Here is a 17,912-nt window from a genome sequence, read left to right on the forward strand (position 1 = left end):
CCAGGTACCGCCTGGGGGCATTCGGGCGTTACGGGGGCTTTTCCGTGCCCTCCCGACGGGCTCGTCTCCCGGAGTTCTCCCAGTCGTCCCCGACAAGGCGCCCCTGGTCCAGTCGCGCGGATCAGTCGTCGCCGGACCAGTCGCGCTCGGACCAGTCACGCTCGGACCAGTCGTCCCTGGACCGGATCGGCGCGGAGCCACCGGCAGCCCCGCGCCGGATGCGACGGGGCGCATCCCGTCGCACGCTGGGCGCATGGCAACTCCACCGATCGTCATACACCGGCCGACCCCCTCCGGAGGCCGTCGCGTGACCGTCCACTACGAGGGCCGCGACGAGATACTGGGGCTCGCCCATTCGGACCAGGACGTGATCGTCTTCCTCGCCGAAGCCGGGCTGGACGACCCCGACCGGATACTCGACAACCCGATGTGGGTCGAGTGGCGCGGCGGTCGCGCCCACCGGTACGAAGCGGCGTGACGCCGCACCCCGGCGGGCCGCACCCCGGCGGGCCGCACCGCGACGGGCCACCTCGCGGATCGGAGCCGTACGAGCACGGCTCGTGCACCTACGTGCACCGGTAACGTCCCAGGTGTTTCACGACCGGGTGACGGTCCCGCACTCGGGGTCGTCCGTCGTCGGTTCCTCGCTCGGGGCGCTGCGGTCGTAGGGGTCCGACGCGGGGCCCGTGGCGGGCTCGCCGGGCCGGCTCTCGCCGGAGTCGCTCCCGTCCCTGTTCTCGGGGGTGGCGGGGGTATCCGGTCCTTCGGGGTTCTCCGGCCCTTCGGGGCGCTCGGCTCCTCCCGGGTCTTCGGCTCCTCCGGGGTACTCGGCTCCTCCGGGGTACACGGGTCTTCCGGGGTTCTCGGGTCTTCCGGGGGGCACGACAGCGCTCGTGGGCCGATGTCCTCGGGTGGTCCGGTGTGGGAGAGAGCCACCGGAGTCGAAGAGTCGCTTCGCGCGGTCGGCAGGGATCACCTGTCCGTCCCGCCGCCCCGGGGCCTGGAGTGGTCATTCGTCAGGCATGCGCGACCGGCAAGGATTCTCGTCAGGTGTGAGCAAGCTGTGATCGAACAGCGCCGATCGCGCGCGTCACCCCCGCGCGGGGCGGAAGAGGCGGTGGCGGGCGACGAGTTCGACGGTGATCGCCACCGCGATCGACTGTACGGCCATCAGTGCGACCAGCACGAAGAGCTGCACCGCGCCGGCCATCAACGGGCCGGCGCCGGCCAGCAGCATCCCGACGAACGCGCCCGGCAGCGTGACCAGCCCGACGGTCCGGGTCTGGTCGAGGCCGGGCAGCAGAGCGTCGGACGCGGAGGGTCTCGCGATCTCCACCCGGGCGTCCCGGTCCGAGAACCCGAGCGCCATGGCCGCCTCCACCTCCCCCCGCCGCTGCTCCAGCTCGTCCAGCGCCCGCCGTCCGGCCTGGACGGTCACCGTGAGCGCCCCGCCGATGAGGATGCCGGTGACCGCGATCAGCGCGATGCCCTTCAGCGGTACGAGTCCGGTCAGCAGCAGCGAGCCGACCACCGGCGCCACCCCGGCGGCGATCGGCACGCACGTCAGCCACCAGGTGCGGTTGCCGGTGATCCGGCGCCCGGCCGTGCGCACCGCGACCGAGAACATCACGACCAGGAACGCCAGCAGTCCCAGTACCTCGGTGACCGCCCACGTGATCACGAGGGACACCGCCGCGAGCTGTACCGCCGCACGCACACCCGCGATCAGGATCTCCCGGGCCCGGTGCGCCGGGTCGTCCGGAGACAGGTGGCACAACCCCGCCACGGACGCCGCCACCAGGGCCAGCACACCCAGCAGGATGCCGAGCGTGAGGTTGACCGGGAGGAGGGATGCCGCGCTCAGTGTCACCGGCCCACCCTACGGGCCGACCCGTTCCGGGCCCGGGGAGCCGACCGCTGCATCCCGGTCACGGGCGCGGGTTACAGGGTGTGGGTCACGGGGTGTCGCCCTGCCAGTCCCACCGGTGGAGGTCGCCCCGGCGGGGGCCGTACTCGGCTCGGCCGCCCGGGCCGTACGCCCCTATCTCCGTGATCAGGGCGGCCCCCTCGGCCAGCGCCGTCTCCGACCATCCGGTCACGTCGAGGAGCAGCCCGTCCAGGGGGCCGCCGACCAGCTCACGATAGGTGTGCCCGGGGCGCGGTCCGGGATCCGGGTCCTCATGGTCGGCGCCGTACACCCGACGCCGCATCAGCTCGTCCATACGGGCAGGATCGCACCCACCACTGACAACCGCAGTGCGCGGACCGCTCACCCCGCTTCGGGGCCGTGGTCCTTCTGCCACTGGGCCCAGGGAACCCGGGCGATCTCACGGATGCCGCCGAGCGTGCCCCACTCGTTCTTGCCGAGCCGGGTGAGCGGGCGCATCCGGGTGATCTCCGGGTGCCCGTCCACCAGGACCGTCTCGTCGACGACCGCGTGCACCACACGGCCGAAGACCACGGTGGAGTCCCCCAGGAGCACGGTGCTGTGCAGCTCGCATTCGAGCGCGACCGGCGATGCCGCGACCCGCGGCGGTGCGACCCGGAGGCTGGGCTCGGTCGCGATGCCGACCGCCTCGAACTCGCTCGTGCCGTGGGGGAAGTCGGTACTGGTGGCGTTGATCTGCTCGAAGAGCTGCTCGGGCGCCAGGTTCACCACGAACGAGCCCGTCTGCTCGATGTTGCGCAGCGAGTCCTTCCGGCCGACCGAGGTGAACTGGACGACCGGGGGTGTGACACAGGCGATCGTGAAGAAGGAGTGCGGTGCGAGGTTGGCGGTGCCGTCCGCCGCGATGGTGGAGACCCAGGCGATCGGCCGGGGCACGACCACGGCGGTCATCAACTGGTAGAAAGCTCGGGACTGCATGGTCTGAGGATCGAAGTCGACGCGCATGATCAGCAGTATCCCGTGCGGCCCGGCGCATTCGGCCACGGGTCGGTGGTGTGGTAGCCGACCTGGACGACTGAGGCGGCGTCTGCGGGAAGGTCCACGGCGAACCGGCGCGCACTGAGGTGGGTGAGTGGTGCAGGGGGCATCGGCCCGGTGAGGACACGGCGGACGGGGCGCGGGGCGATGCACGTCCCGCGCCCCACTCTCTCGTGGAGGTCGTGCGAAGTCCTGTTCGGTGACTGGCCACCGAGGGAAGCCGGGAGGTGGCTTCCGCGCGGGGCCGCTCCGCGCGTTGGAGTCGGGCGAGGTCAGCCGACGGTCACGCTTCGCTGTGCTGTCAGGTGGCGGGACGAGCTTGCCGTGGCAAAGGTGTACAGGCCCGGGCCGAGGGTCCAGCCGCTCGACTGCCAGATGGACAGGTCCTCCTGCGGGATGGTGAAGGTCAGCCGTCGGGAACCCGCCGCGTCGAGCGTGACCTTGCGGAAGGCGACCAGGCGGCGGGGTTCCGCTGCTGCCGCTCCCGGCAGGGTGGCGTAGATCTGGGCGACTTCCGTGCCCTTGCGCGGCCCTGTGTTGGTGACCGTCACCGAGAGGGTGACGTGTCTGTTCGCGCGGTCGTAGGCGACTTCGAGGGATCCGTGGGCGAAGGATGTGTAGGAGAGGCCGTGGCCGAAGGCGAAGCGTGGTTGCTGGCCCGCGGCGTCGTAGTAGCGGTACCCGACGGAGATGCCCTCGTCGTAGGTGACCGTGCCGTTCGTGCCCGGGTAGGTCGCGCCGGTGGTGCCGGGGCCCTGGGTCGCGTCGGTGGGGAAGGTGACGGGAAGGCGGCCGGAGGGGTCGCTGTCGCCGAAGAGGACGGCGGCGAGGGCGGTACCCATGCCCCGGCCCCCGTACCAGAGCTGTATGACGGCTTCTACCTCGTTCAGCCAGGGGGTGGCCACGGGGCCGTCGGTATTGAGGACGACGATCGTGCGCGGGTTCGCGGCTGCCACGGCGCTGATGAGCTGGTTCTGGTCGCCCGGCAGGTCGAGTTGTGCGTGGTCCATGGCCTCGCCGGCGACCCGGTTGACGAAGACGACGGCGGCGTCGGCCGCTCGTGCTGCCGTGACGGCTGCGGGGATGAGGGAGTCGGGCTGCCAGCCCAGGGTCAAGCCGCAGGTGCCGGTTTCGGCGGTGGCGTTGGAATAGGTCAGTTCGATGCTCACCGCGCGACCCGCGGTGAGCTGGGTGGTCCCTTGGAGCGGGTAGTCGAACGGTCCGAGGAAGAAACGTCGCATCTGGCGGGTACCGGAGACCACCGTGGTCCCATTGATCTTCAGGGTGGCCGTACCGGCGGGCAGCAGGGAGAAGCGGTGGAGGCCGGTGGTGGTCGGCAGGAGGGTGCCTGTCCACTTCACCGACCAGACGGCGGGCAGATTCGGAGCGGGGGTGGTGGTGAAGTCGACCCCCGCGTCGGTCCTGGTCAGCACCGGAGTCCCGCTGAGGTCGGCGCCAGCGAAGTAGGCCGCGGTCAGGCCGGCCTTGCCCGCGTTGTCGCGCAACACCGTCGTGGGGACCGTGGCCAGGGGAAGGTCGCCCTTGGTGCCCTGTGCATGGGTGACCGTGACGGTGCTTCCGGCGCGGTCACGGATGGACTGGAGGGGGGTGGTCCAGGTTCCGGGATCGACGTGGCTGGATCCGCCGACTCCGGTCAGGGCGTCGGTGCCGGCGGGGCCGATGACGGCCAGCGACCTCACCGAGGCGGTCAGCGGAAGGGCGGAGGAACGGTTGGCGAGCAGGACGGTGGAGGAGATCACGGCCTCGTGGGCAAGGTCCCGGTGGGCCTGTGTGCTGACGTCTGCGGCAGGGGCGGGGACGGGGCTGTCGAAGAGGCCGTTCGCGAACATCGTGACGAGGATGCGGCGGGCGGCGTCGTCGAGCCGCGCGGCCGGGATCGCCCCTCCCGTAAGGCCGCCCTCGGGAACCGTCACCGCGCCGGTGCCGAGTCCGGCGAGGTCCATGCCCGCCCGGGCGGCGGCGACCTGGTCGTCGCCGGCCCAGAAGTCCGGCACCGTGTACCCCTGGAGGCCGAGACCCGTCTTGAGATCGTTGAACAGGGCAGGGTTCTGCGTCGCGAAGACGCCGTTGACCTTTGGGTAGGCCATCATCACCGACGTGGTCGGCGCGGCGGCGACCACGTGGCGGAAGGGCGCCTCGTAGATCTCGTGCAGGGCACGATCGGACACCCTGGTGTCGGTGAAGAACCGGTTGGTCTCCTGCGTGTAGGCGGCGAAGTGCTTCACGGTGGCGACCACCTGCCGGCTCTGCAAGCCGACCGTGGCAGCTGCGCCCAGCCGGCCGGCGAGCAGGGGGTCTTCTCCCATGCCCTCGGACTGGCGTCCGGAGTGCCAGGTACGCGTCACATCGATGGTCGGGCCCAGTACGTTGTTGTAGCCCTTGCCCCTGCCCTCGGCACCGATCGCTTCTCCGATGCGCCCGACGAGGTCCTCGTCGAAGGTCGCCGCCTGAGCGACCGGAACGGGAAACGCCGTCACCCCCTGTTCGCCCCGGAGGCCGGCGGACCCGTCGACCATGGTCAAGGCGGGGATGCCCAGGTGGGCGACGGCCGCGAAGTCGCAGCGTACGAGGGCCTCCTTCTCGGTCGCCGTCATCCTGGCCAGCAGGGCGTCGGCCCTGTCCTGCGAGGCGGAGTCCGTCACGCCTACGGCCTGGCCGCCCATGACCGGGACCATGGCAGCGGCCAACGCGGTGAGGGTGGCGGCAGAGAGGAATTTTCTTCTGTTCACAGCGGCTCTCCGGATACCTGTGGACGGCTGCTCAAAGTTCCGTCACGGGGAAAATGGGGCCACTCAAGATGTCAGGATCCTGAGTGACCCCGGCTGGCGGGAACAGCATGGGATTCATGCGTCGCACGCATGCACATGCATCTTCTTTTCCGCTTCTTTCGAGACATCCCTACCGCGTCCCACGGCAGTAAATTTCGCGCATCTCGGCGCCGACTCGTGAAGCGTCTTACCCAACAGGCGGAAAGCTATTGCCTGTTCACCTTCGGGTCAACCCTTCGACAAGACCTCTTCCAATAAGTCGCTGACCAGCGGATACGAAGTCCCTCCGGATTGAAACGGATGGAAAATTTCAATGGGAACTCGCCCTTGAACCCCCTCTATTGTTTTGCTGGATCGCAGGCATCCACGACATTGATACAGGGCTCATGAACAGAGCCCGAAAACGCCTGGACTGCCCGGCGCAGGAAGTGGTCGCGCCGGGCAGTCCAAGGGTTGTCCCGTAATCCCTGGTGGGTGTGCGACGACAGCTACGGCACCTCGCCGCGTTGTCGGAACATCCGCATACATCCAGTATGCGGACGCTCCTCCGCCTTGCGATGCACCGCATCTGACGCCGCTTACTGGCCCACCACCGACTACGGGAAAGGCCATAGGTTGGGAAATACATTTCGTTCAGGCGGTCACTCCGGCGATCACGGCGGTTTCCAGGACGTGCTCACCCGGGTCGAGCAAAACGGGCGGGCTTCCGGGCAACTCGGCGACGGCGCGCGTTCCTTCGGGCACGGTGCAGCGGACTGTCAGGCCGGTGTCGGTCAGTTCCCAGGAGAGGGCCGCGGTTCCGTACGGGGTCTCGTGGCGGGTGCGGGCCCAGGTGATTCCTCCTCCGGGCCGCGGCCGGAAGGCGATTTCCCGGTAGCCGGGGCCCGTTGCGGTGATACCGCCGACGACCCGGTGCAGCCAGTCCGCGACGGCGCCGAGAGCGTAGTGGTTGAAGGAGGTCATGCCGCCCGGGTTGAGGCTGCCGTCGGTTCGCAGGCTGTCCCAGCGTTCCCAGATCGTGGTCGCACCCTGGGTCACGGTGTACAGCCATGAGGGGCACTCGGTCTGGAGCAGCAGCCGGTAGGCGACGTCCAGGTGGCCGGTGTCGGTGAGTGCGTCGCAGATCAGTGGGGTACCGACGAAGCCGGTGGCTATACGGGCGTCGTCCGCGAGGACGAGTTCGGCGAGCCGGTCCCCCGCATCCCGACGCTGTTCGGGGGTGAGCAGGTCGAAGACGATTCCCAGGGCGTAGGCGGTGGGGCTGTCGCTCGTCATGCGGCCGGTCGGCAGGACGTACCGGTGACGGAAGGCTTCCGTCACCTCGGCGGCCAGGGCGATGTACTGGTCTGAATCCGCGGTCTTCCCCAGCTCGGCCGCGGCACGTCCGAGATGACGGGCGGAGTGGGCGTAGTAGGCCGTCGCGACGAGGTAGCGGTCGGTGACGCCGGCGGCCGGGTCGTCCGGCGGTGCGGCGGGGTCCAGCCAGTCGCCCAGCTGGAAGCCGGTGTCCCACAGGCGCGTAGGGCCGGCGAGACGCTCCACCAGGTCGACCCATTTCTTGGCCATGGGGTAGTGGCGCCGGAGGAGACCGATGTCGCCGAAGCGCTGGTGGAGGGTCCAGGGGGTGAGTACGGCGGCGTCTCCCCAGGCCGCCCCGGGGTGGATCGGCGTCCACGTGGGAGCGCCGGGGATGACGGGCACGTACCAGGGGACGGTGCCGTCGGGGAGTTGTTCCAGGCCGACGTCGGTGAGCCAGGAGTCGAGCATGCCGGCGCAGTCGTAGAGGAAGCTCGCGGTGGGTGCGAAGACCTGTATGTCGCCGGTCCAGCCGAGGCGTTCGTCGCGCTGGGGGCAGTCGGTGGGTATGTCGACGAAGTTGCCGCGCATGCTCCAGAGGACGTTCTCGTGCAGTCGGTTGACCAGGGGGTCGCTGCACTCGAACCAGCCGGTGCGGTGCATGTCCGTGTGATGGACGCGCGCTTTGACCATGTCTGCGTTCAACTCGCCCGGCCAGCCGGTCACTTCGGCATAGCGGAAGCCGTGGAGGGTGAAGCGCGGCTCCCAGGTGAGCGGTCCGTCGCCGGAGAGGATCAGGGTGTCGGTGGCGTACGCCTCGCGCAGCGGCCGGGTCGCCAGTGCGCCGTTCTCCAGTACTTCGGCGTGCCGCAGGACGACGGTGGTTCCGGCCGGGCCGTCGACGGTGACGCGGAGGCGGCCCACGAGGTTCTGACCGAAGTCGAGGAGGTGCCCGCCCTCGGTGGGGGTGTTGGTGACCGGGGCGATCTCCTGGGTGCAGCGGACCGGTGGTCCCATCGGGGCGACCAGCGTCGCGGGGTCACGGCGGCCCGTCCGGACGGGGCTCCACGTGTCGGAGGCAGTACGCGAGGGCGAGGGGGTGCACCAGTGCGGATCGTGGAGCCGGGCGTCGAAGGTCTCGCCCTCGTAGAGGCCGCTGGTCAGGATCGGACCGGGAGCGGCGTGCCAGGTTCCGTCCGTGGCGATGACGGTGACGGAGCCGTCGTCGTGCACCACTTCGAGTTGGGCGATGAGCGCTTGGTCGGTGCCGTAGATGTTGCGGGTACCGCCGTCGAAGCCGTACTTGCCGCGGTACCAGCCGTCGCCGAGCCAGGCCCCGATGGTGTTGGCGCCCCCGGTGAGATGGTCGGTGACGTCGTGGGTGCGGTAGCGCAGCCGGTGCGGGTAGACGGTCCATCCCGGGGCCAGTGTCTCGTCCCCGACGCGGCGACCGTTGATCTCCGCCTCGTACAGGCCGTGGGCGGTGACGTACAGGCGGGCGTGGGCCACGGGGCGGTCGAGCCGGAAGTCCTTGCGGACCCGGGCCGGGCGGCGCTCGGCCTCCGGCTCCTCGTCCCAGCCCGCGCCCACGGGCACCGCCTGCCAGTCGGTGGGCGCCAGCAGGCCGGCTTCGACGGTCCGCGGATCGCTCCATCCCGATGGCTCCGGGGCGTCCGGGGTCCAGACGCGGACCCGGACGAGCGCGCGTTCCCGTGAGGCCAGCGGCTCACCCGGCCAGGGCGCGAGTACGTGGGTGTCGACGTCGACACGCCCGGTGCGACGGACGGCGCCGGAGCGGTCGACCTCCAGTTCGTATGCCTGCTGTCGGCCGGATCCCGGCGGCAGCGTCCAGGTGAGCCGGGGGGCGGCGACTCCGATGCCGAGTCCGTCCGGCAGATGCTCGAAGGACACCGGGGAGGGCTGAGGGGGGAGCAAAGGGAGGACCTTTCTTGCACGTGCGGGAGCGAGCGTGGTGGCGGGCGGGGGTCAGCCCTTGACCGCTCCCGAGGTGAGGCCCTTCATGACCTTCTGGTTGAGGAAGAGGTAGATCAGGAGGGTGCCGAAGACGTTGATGCAGATGGCGGCGAAGAGGGGGCCGTACTGGGTGGCGCCGAAGTCGCCGGTGAAGTTGAGCAGCCCGACCTGGATGGTGCGCAGGTCCTGGTCGTTGGTGAAGGTGAGGGCGATGAGCAGGTCGTTCCAGATGAAGAAGAACTGCACCAGGCCGACGGTGAGAAGGGCGTTGCGGACCAGGGGGACGCTGATGGTCCAGAAGGCGCGCAGGATGCCGGCACCGTCGACGGTGGCCGCCTCGAAGAGCTCGCGCGGGACCGTGCGGTAGTAGGTGGCCATCATGAAGACGGTCAGCGGAAGGCCGGTGCCGGTGTAGGTGAGGATCAGCGGCCACAGCGTGCCGGACAGGCCGGTCTGGAAGTACACGGTGAACAGGGGCAGCAGGATCATCTGCGGCGGGATCATCATGCCCGCGAGGAAGACGAGGAGGGTGAGGCTGCGGCCCTTCCAGACCATGATCTGGAGGGCGAAGCCGGCGGCGGTGCCCAGCAGCAGCATCAGGGCGAGGGCGGGGACGACGGCGAGCAGGCTGTTCTGGACGTACAGGCCGATGTGGCCGGTGTTCCACGCCTCGCCGTAGTTGCCCCACTCCCAGGAAGTGGGCAGGCTCCAGGTGGAGTTGTTCAAGTAGTCGTCGTTGGACTTCAGCGAGGTGAGGAACATCCATATCAGCGGGTAGACCTCGACGACCAGCAGAAGTGCGACGACGATCTTGACCCACAGGCGGCTCCCCCGACGGCCGGCCCGGGGCCGTCGAGCCCGGTCGGGGGTGCGGGCGGACGTTCTCGCGGGGATCGTCTTCGGGGGTGTGTCGATGGTGGCCATGGGTCTCAGCCCTCCGTGAGGTCGCGCCGCGAGACGCGGTAGACGACCAGGCTCACCAGCAGGCTCACGACGGTCAGCAGCAGGGCGATGGTGCTGCCGTAGCCGTAGTCGCTGTAGGTGAACGACGTCTGGAACATGTACAGGGTCAGCGGGGTGGTCCCGTTGCCCGGACCGCCGTTGGTCAGGGCAACGATCGAGTCGAAGGCTTTGAGCGTTCCGTTGATGCTGAAGATCAGCGAGGACATCAGGACCGGCAGGGACAGCGGCACCACGATGTGGCGTACGAGCCTGAGTCCGGTCGCCCCGTCGAGGCGGGCCGATTCCAGGACCTCGTCGGGGATGTCGACCAGGCCGGCGAAGAGCAGCACGGCGTAGAAGCCCATGGACCGCCAGATGTCCATGGCGACCAGAACCCAGAAGGCGCTGCCCGAGCTGCCGAAGAAGTCGATCGAGTCGATGCCGACCGCGTTGAGCAGCGAGTTGACCGGGCCGGTCTGCGGGGCGACCTGGAAGAACTTCTGGAACAGCAGGCCGACGGCGACGGTGGGCAGGACGACGGGGAAGAAGACCAGGGTGCGGATGAGCGCCGAGGCCCGCCTGAGGAAGAACACGTAGAGCAGGGCCAGGAGGTAGCCGGCGACGACCTGACCGGCCGTGACGATCACGGCGTATTTCAGGGTGAACCAGAGCGCGTCCCGGACCGCCGGATCGTCGAAGAGACGCGAGAAGTTGGCGACACCGTTGCCGGTGAAGCCGTCGATGGTGTTGCCCTTGGTGAAGGAGTAGCCGAGCGACCACACCATGGGGACCAGCATGATCAGCGAGTAGACGAGGAGGGCGGGACCGAGCAGGAGCGCGATCGCCCTGCGGTCACCGAGTACGCGGTGCATGGATGGTGTCCGTCTCGTTTCCGTTGGCGGGATCTGCGGCGGTGCGGGGCGGCTGGGCCGCGGGGCCCGGGGCGGCTGGGCCGTCGGGGCCCGGGGCGGCTCGCACACGACCGTGCGAGAAGGCGGGCGGGCCGCCCGGGGCGGGTCACTGGGCGGCGAGTGCGTCCTGGACGGTCTGCATGAACTGCTGGGGGCTCATGCTCCCCGAGACCAGGCTCGCGGCGTTGGTCTGGCTGATGGTGGTGGCCTTGGTGCTGAACAGGGCCTCGAACCACAGCACGTTCTGCCGGGAGGAACTGACGGTGTCGCGGACCTGCGTGGTGACCGCGTTGGCGTCCTTCACCTCGGTGTTCACCTTGAAGCCGGTGATGGTCCCGTGGTCCTTCAGCGCCGTGGCGCCGTAGTTCTCGGTGATGCAGGAGACCCAGGCGCCGGTCTTCTCGTCGAAGGACTTCGCGGCCAGGGCGATGCCGAGGCCGACGTTGGACGGGTACTGATCGACCGAGCCCTTGCCCCCGGCGACGGCCGGGAAGGGCATGAAGCCGACGTTCGCGGCGCCGACCTTGTTCTGTTCGGCGTCGGAGATGTTCGCCAGCGCCCAGCTGCCCATGTAGAACATGGCCGCCTTGCCGCTGAGGAACTGGTTCATCGCGGTGTCGTAGTCGATGGAACCGACGCCCTTGCCGAAGTACCCCTTCTTGCCGAGCGCGGCGACTTCGTCGGCGGCCTTCACGTACTCCGGGTCGGTCAGCTTCGCCTGCCCGTCCGCGACCTTTCGCAGCGCGTCGGGGCCGAGGCTGCGGAAGAGGTAGTCGCTGATCAGGCGGGTCAGCGGCCATCCCTGCTGGCCGGAGGCGGAGAAGGGCTGGACGTCCTTGGACTCCAGCTTCGCGGCCGCGGACACCAGTTCGTCCCACGTGCCGGGCACGGCCAGGCCGTTGTCGGCGAAGATCTTCTTGTTGTAGAAGATCCCCTCGATGTTGTACTCGTACGGCAGTACCTCCAGCTTCCCGCCGTACAGGGCCTTGATCGTCGAGACGGCGGCGGGCTCCAGCTGATCCAGGACGCCGAGCTCCTTGAGTTTCGGCTCCAGGTCGGCGACCTTGCCGGACTTCGCGAGCTGCTGGGTGAGGGCGGGGGCGTTGCCGGCGGCGAACTGTACGGGCAGTGCGTTCTGGCCGGCCAGGAGCTGGAGCTTCTGGTCGAGGCTCGCCTGCGGGACGGTTTCCACCTTGAGCGGCAGTGCGTCGTTCGCCGGCTTGCACGCGCCCTTCGACAGCGTGGTGAGAGCGGTCTTCACGGTGGTGTTCTCGGTGACGCTGAGGTAGTTGAAGTTGTCGGGTGCGGCGGAGGAGCCGCCGCTGCCGCCGCAGGCGGTGGCGAGCAGTGCCAGCGAAGCGGTACCGGCGGTGAACAGACTCAGTCGCGTACGACGGCCACGGGGCATGCGCAGAGACACGGGGAACTCCCAGGGTCATGGAGGAGGACGGAGGAGGACGCGGTGGTGCGAGAGCGCCAGGGCGGGGCAGGGCCCGGCAGCACGGGAGAACTTTGTAAAACGTTCTCTACGTCGAGTGGGCAAAACCTTGCACTCCACATCAGGACCCGTCAAGACACATCCCGGTAACAGCATGGCGACACGGAGGAACTTGACAGCTCCCGGAGGCTACGATGTAGACCGTTGCACGACACCCGTCACAGAGCAGAGGTAGATCGATGGATCGGGCCGGCGCAGCCAGGCAGAACAAACGCGTGACGATCACCGATGTGGCCCGGCACGCCGGCGTCTCCACCGCAGCCGTCTCCAAAGTGCTGCGCAACGCCTACGGCGTGAGCGGGAGCATGCGCGAGAAGGTCACGGCGGCCATCACCGAGCTCGACTACCGGCCGCACGCGGCGGCCCGCGGCATGCGCGGACGGACTTACACGATCGGCGTGCTGCTCGACAACGTGCGCAACGCCTTCTTCGCGGACATCCTCGACGGCATCCGGGACGAACTGCGTCAGACCGAATACACCGTGCTGATCGGCGCGGCCGGATTCGACCCGGAGGACCAGGCGAAGACCATCCGCTCCATGGTCGACCGTCAGATGGACGGGCTGGTCCTCATCGCCCCCGGCACCGCACGGGCCGAAGTCCTGGCCACGGCTGCGACGACTCCGACCGTGGTCATCGGCCACCACGACACGGACGACACCTACGACTCCGTCGTGGACGCCGACGACACAGGCGCCGGCCTGGTCGTCGACCACCTCGCCGCCCTCGGCCATCGCGACATCGCCCTGGTCTCCGCCGCGGGCACGAAGGCCAACCAGTGGAAGCGCACACCCGAAGTCGTTCTGCGGGACGGCTACCTGAAGGCCATGGAACGGCACGGCCTGACCGGACACGCCCGCGTCCACCACACCGCCTACTCCGACGAGGGCGGATTCAAGGCGGGAATGACCCTGCTGACCACGGCGAACCGCCCGACCGCCGTCATGGCGGGTGCCGACGTCGCCGCCCTGGGCATCTTCCGCGCGGCCCACGAGTTGGGCCTGCGCATCCCCGAAGACCTCTCGCTCGTCGGTTACAACAACACCGCACTCGCGGCCCTCGCCCCCGTCCAGTTGTCCAGCGTCGACCAGGCCGGTCACACCATGGGCTCCGCCGCCGCCCGCATGCTCGTCGAACGGGTGGAGGGCCGGAGGGACCGGGCCATGCGGACCACCATGACCCCCCGGCTCGTGGTGCGCACCACCACCGCTCCGCCACGGAGCAGGTAGACCGTGCACCGGCCGACCGCCGCCACACCCGCCACACCCCCGGCGCTCCGTCCACCGGGCCCCGGTGGAGCGAGCGCGGGGCGGGACAGCAGAGCACGCCCGCGGGTCGGCATCAAGGACGTGGCCAGGGAGGCCGGTGTCTCGCTCGGCACCGTCTCGAACGTCCTCAACCGGCCCGAGATGGTGGCCGAGGCCACCCGTACACGCGTCCTGGAGGTGATCGACACGCTGGGCTACGTCCGTGCCGAGGGCGCGCGGCAACTGCGGGGATGGGCCTCGCGAGTGATCGCCCTGATGGTCCTCGACATCGTCAACCCGTTCTTCACCGCCCTCGCCGCCGGCGTGGAGCAGGCCGCCCGTGAAGCGGACCTGGGCGTCATGGTCTGCACCGGCGCCCATGATCCGGCGGAAGCGGCCCGCTACTTGTCGCTGATCACCTCGCACCAGGTCCGCGGTGCGGTGATCACCGCGGGCGAGGGCACCGACCGCACGGTCGCGGCCTTCCGTCGCAACGCGGTCCCCTTCGTCGTCGCCGACCGGAGCGCACCCTGGACCGAGGCGTGTTCGGTCGGCATCGACGACGTCGCCGGGGGCCACGCCGCGGCAGGCCATCTGATCGCCCAGGGCCACCGGTCCCTCGTCTACGTCGGCGGTCCCGAGACCCTTCCGCAGGTAGGGGACCGCCGTCGAGGCGCGCTGCGCGCCCTCGGCCTGGCCGGCCTGCCGGCCACCGCCCTGCTCGAACTCCCCTGCCGCACGCTCACGGTGGACGCCGGAAAGGACGCCGGACACCGCGTCCTCGGCCTTCCACAGCGGCCGACGGCCGTCTTCTGCGCCAACGACCTGCTGGCTCTCGGCGTTCTGCAAGCGCTGTACGAGGCCGGGCTGAAGGTCCCCGAGGACATCGCCGTGGTGGGCTACGACGACATCGAGTTCGCCGCCTCCGCCGTCGTACCCCTCACTTCGGTACGCCGGCCGGCCGTCGCCATGGGCCGGCGGGCCGGCCGCCTCCTCGTCGAGGACACGGCCGACGGTCTTGCTCATGAACACGCGCACATCGTCCTTCAGCCGGAACTCGTCGTGCGCCGGTCGACCATGGCGGCACCGGCTCGCTGATCCCCCCGGGTCGCCACCGGAGACGTATCCGGACCACAACCGGCTGCGGGGGCGCAGGTGCGCGGTTGCGCACGACCTGGACCGATGATGCCTCGGGGACGCCCCGCTGCCCACCGGTGGCACGATCCATGTATCGGATGCCTTCCATCCAGCCGGCGGATGGTCCCGGGCTCTGTGGGCCGGACTCGATCCGCACCCGGCTCACGCCCCCGCCTCCTCGGCCATCCGGCTGCCGACCCGGGCGGCCGTCTCCCGCAGCCAGATGTGGGCCGCGTCGTGGGTGTGCACGGGGTGCCACCACATCGCCTCCCTGAGGGGGACGGCCTCGTAGGGCGGTTCGACCACGCGTACGGCGGCCAGCGGCGCGAGGAGCCGGGCGAGGCGGGCCTGGATCAGGGCGATGCGCCGGGTTCCGCCGACCAGCAGCGGGATGGTCTGGAAGCTGTCGACGGACACCTCGACGCGGGGTTCGATACCCAGCATGCCCAACTGGCGGACGGCCGGGGCGTCGTAGGTGCGCTGGTAGGTGACCCAGGGCAGCCGGGCCAGATCCTCCCGGGTCAGCCGGTCGTCGACGCTCGGGTGGTCCTCGGCGACGAGGAACACCCAACGGTCCTGGTAGAGGTCGGTGGCCGGGAAGTCGCTGATCACACCGTGTGGCATGAGCAGGCCGTCAGTGGTGCTCAGCAGGGTCTCGGTGGCGTCCACCACGGTGGTCGGCGTCTGGGCGAAGCGCAGCCGGATGCCGGGGGCCTCCTGGTGCACGACCCGGGCGAGCTCGGCGCCGAAGACGGCCACCGCGTAGTCGGACGCCACCAGCTTGAACTCGCGGTTCTCCTTGGCCGGATCGAAGTGCGCCTGACTCGCGAAGAGGCGTTCCAGCAGGTCGTAGGCGGTGGATGCCCGGTCGAGAAGGACCTGGCCGAGGGCGGTGAGTTCGTAGTGGCCGCCGACGCGGGCGAGCAGGTCGTCGTCGAAGTGCCGGCGCAGGCGTGAGAGCGCGGCGCTCATGGCGGGCTGACTGAGGCCGACGCGCTCCCCGGCCCGGGTGACGTTGCGCTCCTCCAGCAGGGCACGCAGGGCGACGACGAGATTGAGGTCGAGGCGACTGAGATTCATGGCGGTTTTCCTCGCTGTCCGGCGACGACCTGCGGCAATTTGTCAGACGGATGCCAACCATCCACAGAATCGATTTCCGTGATCACTGGTGGCGGGTCCAGATTAGTGCCACCGCAATCAGGAGGACATGTTCGTGAAACCTGAAGCCTCGTCCGCCCTCTTCGCCGGGCCCTTCGCCCTGGCCACTCTCTCCGCCCCCGAGGGGGCGCCCTTCCCCGCTCTCGTCACACCCGACGCGCAGGTGACCGACCTGCGGTCCGCCCTGGGCAACGCCGAGTTGACCGTGCGGGCCGTCCTGGAGGACTGGGACGCGGTGGAACCGCGGCTCACCGCGCTGGCCGCCGACGACGGTCCGCACCGCCGGGCGCTGGCGGAACTCCGGGTACACGCACCGGTCGAGCCGCGCCAGGTCTTCCAGTCCGGGGCCAACTACCGTCGGCACGTCATCGATCTGCACGTCGCCCACCGGGCGCCGGGCGACGAGCGGCCGGAGGAAGAACGGCGCGCCGAGGCGGCGGAGATCATGGACCGGCGGGCGGCCGAGGACCTGCCGTACGTCTTCATCGGTCTGCCGAGCGCGATCACCGGACCGTACGACGACGTCGTACTGCCGGCCTGGGCCGAGAAGCCCGACTGGGAGCTGGAGCTGACCGCGGTGATCGGCCGCCCCGCCCACCGGGTGTCCGTCGAGGAGGCCCTGGACCATGTTGCCGGGTACACCATCGCCAACGACCTGACCGACCGGGCGACCGTCTTCCGCCGGGACATGCCGCAGATAGGCACGGACTGGCTGCGCAGCAAGAACGCCCCCGGCTTCACCCCGCTCGGCCCCTGGATCGTCCCCGCCGCCTCGGTCGCCGACACCGACGACCTGCGCCTCGTCCTGAAGCTCAACGGCGAGACCATGCAGGACGAGTCGACCAAGGACATGATCTTCGACGTCGCGCGCATGGTGTCCTACGCCTCCCAGTCGGCCCGCCTCCTGCCGGGCGACCTGGTCCTCACCGGCTCCCCCGCCGGCAACGGCATGCACTGGGGCCGGCTGCTGCGCGACGGCGACGTCATGGACGGCTCCATCACCGGACTCGGCGCCCAGCGCACCCGTTGTGCGGCGGAGGGATCCCGGTGACCCCCGACCGCACCGACCCCGACCGCACCGACCCCGAGGGCTCGATCGCGCGGGCGGCGAAAGCGTGCTCCAACTGGAACCGCTGGGGCGAGGACGACGTACTGGGCACCCTCAACTTCCTCGACGAAGCAAAGCGCCGCGAAGGCGCCGCGCTGGTCCGGCGGGGCGTCAGCTTCTCCCTCTCCCAGCGCTTCGACATCGACGGCCCGCAGAAGGGCTGGCGTCGGCGCACCAACCCGGTCCACACCATGCTGGACACCGGCACCGACGCGGCCCTCGGCAATCAGGGCCTGCCGCACGGCATCGGCGGCGCCGACGACGTGATCGCGATGCCGCTGCAGTGCTCCACGCAGTGGGACGGACTGGGGCACATCTTCGACCACGGCAAGGCGTGGAACGGGCGCCCGGCCGAGCAGGTCGTCACCTCCGACGGCGACCTGGTCACCGGCGTCGAGCACATGGCCCCGCACGTCGCCGGGCGTGGGGTGCTCCTCGACGTGGGCCGGGTCGTCGGCGAGGACGGTGAGCTGCCCGACGGATTCGCGATCACCGAGGAGCACCTGGCGGCGACGGCCCGGGCACACGGCGTGACCGTGGAACGCGGAGACATCGTGCTGGTACGCACAGGGCAGCTGAGCCGGGTACGCCGCGACGGCTGGGGCGAGTACGCCGGAGGGCCCGCACCCGGCCTGTCGTTCACCACGGCCGGCTGGCTGCACCGCACCGAGATCGCCGCGATCGCCACCGACACCTGGGGCTTCGAGGTCCGCCCGAACGAGTTCGACCACGCCTTCCAGCCGCTGCACCAGGTCGCCATCCCGAACATCGGCCTGCTCATCGGCGAGATGTGGGACCTCGACGCTCTCGCCGAGGACTGCGCGGCCGACGGCGCGTACGCCTTCTGGCTCACCGCGGCCCCCCTGCCCATCACCGGCGCGGTCGGCTCGCCGGTCAACCCGATAGCCGTCAAGTAGCACCGAGGA

General features: G+C 69.9%; 14 protein-coding genes. 5 read left to right on the forward strand and 9 right to left on the reverse strand.

Annotated elements, in window-relative coordinates:
- The first annotated feature begins 253 nt into the window (after positions 1–253).
- Entirely contained in the window at positions 254–478 is a 225-nt protein-coding gene (locus tag OG599_RS03630) for a hypothetical protein (protein WP_327174476.1), read from the forward strand.
- Positions 479–1,090: 612 nt separating this feature from the next.
- Here the strand turns inward: OG599_RS03630 and OG599_RS03635 are convergent.
- The 8 genes from OG599_RS03635 to OG599_RS03670 all read right to left on the reverse strand — a co-directional run bounded on the left by OG599_RS03635 (position 1,091) and on the right by OG599_RS03670 (position 12,258).
- Positions 1,091–1,870: an ABC transporter permease gene (locus OG599_RS03635; protein WP_327174477.1), complete on the reverse strand. Its 780-nt coding sequence runs from the start codon at positions 1,868–1,870 to the stop codon at positions 1,091–1,093.
- Positions 1,871–1,955: 85 nt separating this feature from the next.
- On the reverse strand, positions 1,956–2,222 hold the full coding sequence (locus OG599_RS03640; RefSeq protein WP_266701666.1) for a hypothetical protein: 267 nt from the start codon (positions 2,220–2,222) through the stop codon (positions 1,956–1,958).
- Between the two features lie 47 nt (positions 2,223–2,269).
- Positions 2,270–2,893: a flavin reductase family protein gene (locus tag OG599_RS03645; RefSeq protein ID WP_327174478.1), complete on the reverse strand. Its 624-nt coding sequence runs from the start codon at positions 2,891–2,893 to the stop codon at positions 2,270–2,272.
- A 305-nt stretch (positions 2,894–3,198) separates the two neighbouring features.
- On the reverse strand, positions 3,199–5,676 hold the full coding sequence (locus OG599_RS03650) for a glycoside hydrolase family 3 protein (RefSeq protein WP_327174479.1): 2,478 nt from the start codon (positions 5,674–5,676) through the stop codon (positions 3,199–3,201).
- Positions 5,677–6,348: 672 nt separating this feature from the next.
- Positions 6,349–8,922 (reverse strand): family 78 glycoside hydrolase catalytic domain, encoded by a 2,574-nt coding sequence (locus tag OG599_RS03655; RefSeq protein WP_327174480.1) that lies wholly within the window; start codon positions 8,920–8,922, stop codon positions 6,349–6,351.
- A 75-nt stretch (positions 8,923–8,997) separates the two neighbouring features.
- Positions 8,998–9,909, reverse strand: a complete 912-nt coding sequence (locus OG599_RS03660; RefSeq protein ID WP_327174481.1) for a carbohydrate ABC transporter permease — start codon at positions 9,907–9,909, stop codon at positions 8,998–9,000.
- 5 nt (positions 9,910–9,914) lie between these two features.
- Complete coding sequence (locus OG599_RS03665) at positions 9,915–10,799, reverse strand: carbohydrate ABC transporter permease (RefSeq protein ID WP_327174482.1); 885 nt, start codon at positions 10,797–10,799, stop codon at positions 9,915–9,917.
- Between the two features lie 145 nt (positions 10,800–10,944).
- Positions 10,945–12,258 (reverse strand): ABC transporter substrate-binding protein, encoded by a 1,314-nt coding sequence (locus OG599_RS03670; RefSeq protein ID WP_327174483.1) that lies wholly within the window; start codon positions 12,256–12,258, stop codon positions 10,945–10,947.
- Positions 12,259–12,551: 293 nt separating this feature from the next.
- On the opposite strand from OG599_RS03670, the gene OG599_RS03675 reads away from it, so the two are divergent.
- Both OG599_RS03675 and OG599_RS03680 read left to right on the forward strand, forming a co-directional pair.
- A complete protein-coding gene (locus tag OG599_RS03675) occupies positions 12,552–13,565 on the forward strand; it encodes a LacI family DNA-binding transcriptional regulator (RefSeq protein WP_327174484.1) in 1,014 nt (337 codons plus the stop codon).
- Positions 13,566–13,685: 120 nt separating this feature from the next.
- The gene (locus OG599_RS03680; protein WP_327174485.1) at positions 13,686–14,681 is read left to right on the forward strand and encodes a LacI family DNA-binding transcriptional regulator; all 996 of its coding nucleotides are present in this window, start codon (positions 13,686–13,688) and stop codon (positions 14,679–14,681) included.
- Positions 14,682–14,882: 201 nt separating this feature from the next.
- On the opposite strand, the gene OG599_RS03685 is transcribed toward OG599_RS03680, so the two are convergent.
- Positions 14,883–15,800, reverse strand: coding sequence for a LysR family transcriptional regulator (locus tag OG599_RS03685; RefSeq protein WP_327174486.1), 918 nt, complete (start codon positions 15,798–15,800; stop codon positions 14,883–14,885).
- A 127-nt stretch (positions 15,801–15,927) separates the two neighbouring features.
- Here OG599_RS03685 and OG599_RS03690 point away from each other — a divergent pair, with 127 nt between their 5' ends.
- Positions 15,928–16,929, forward strand: coding sequence for a fumarylacetoacetate hydrolase family protein (locus tag OG599_RS03690; RefSeq protein ID WP_327174487.1), 1,002 nt, complete (start codon positions 15,928–15,930; stop codon positions 16,927–16,929).
- Positions 16,926–17,903 carry a cyclase family protein gene (locus tag OG599_RS03695; protein WP_327174488.1) on the forward strand — a complete coding sequence of 326 codons (978 nt, stop codon included), beginning with the start codon at positions 16,926–16,928 and terminating at the stop codon, positions 17,901–17,903. The genes OG599_RS03690 and OG599_RS03695 overlap by 4 nt, the downstream gene beginning before the upstream one ends.
- Positions 17,904–17,912: the final 9 nt, after the last annotated feature.

The organism is Streptomyces sp. NBC_01335, from assembly GCF_035953295.1.
GTDB lineage: Bacteria > Actinomycetota > Actinomycetes > Streptomycetales > Streptomycetaceae > Streptomyces.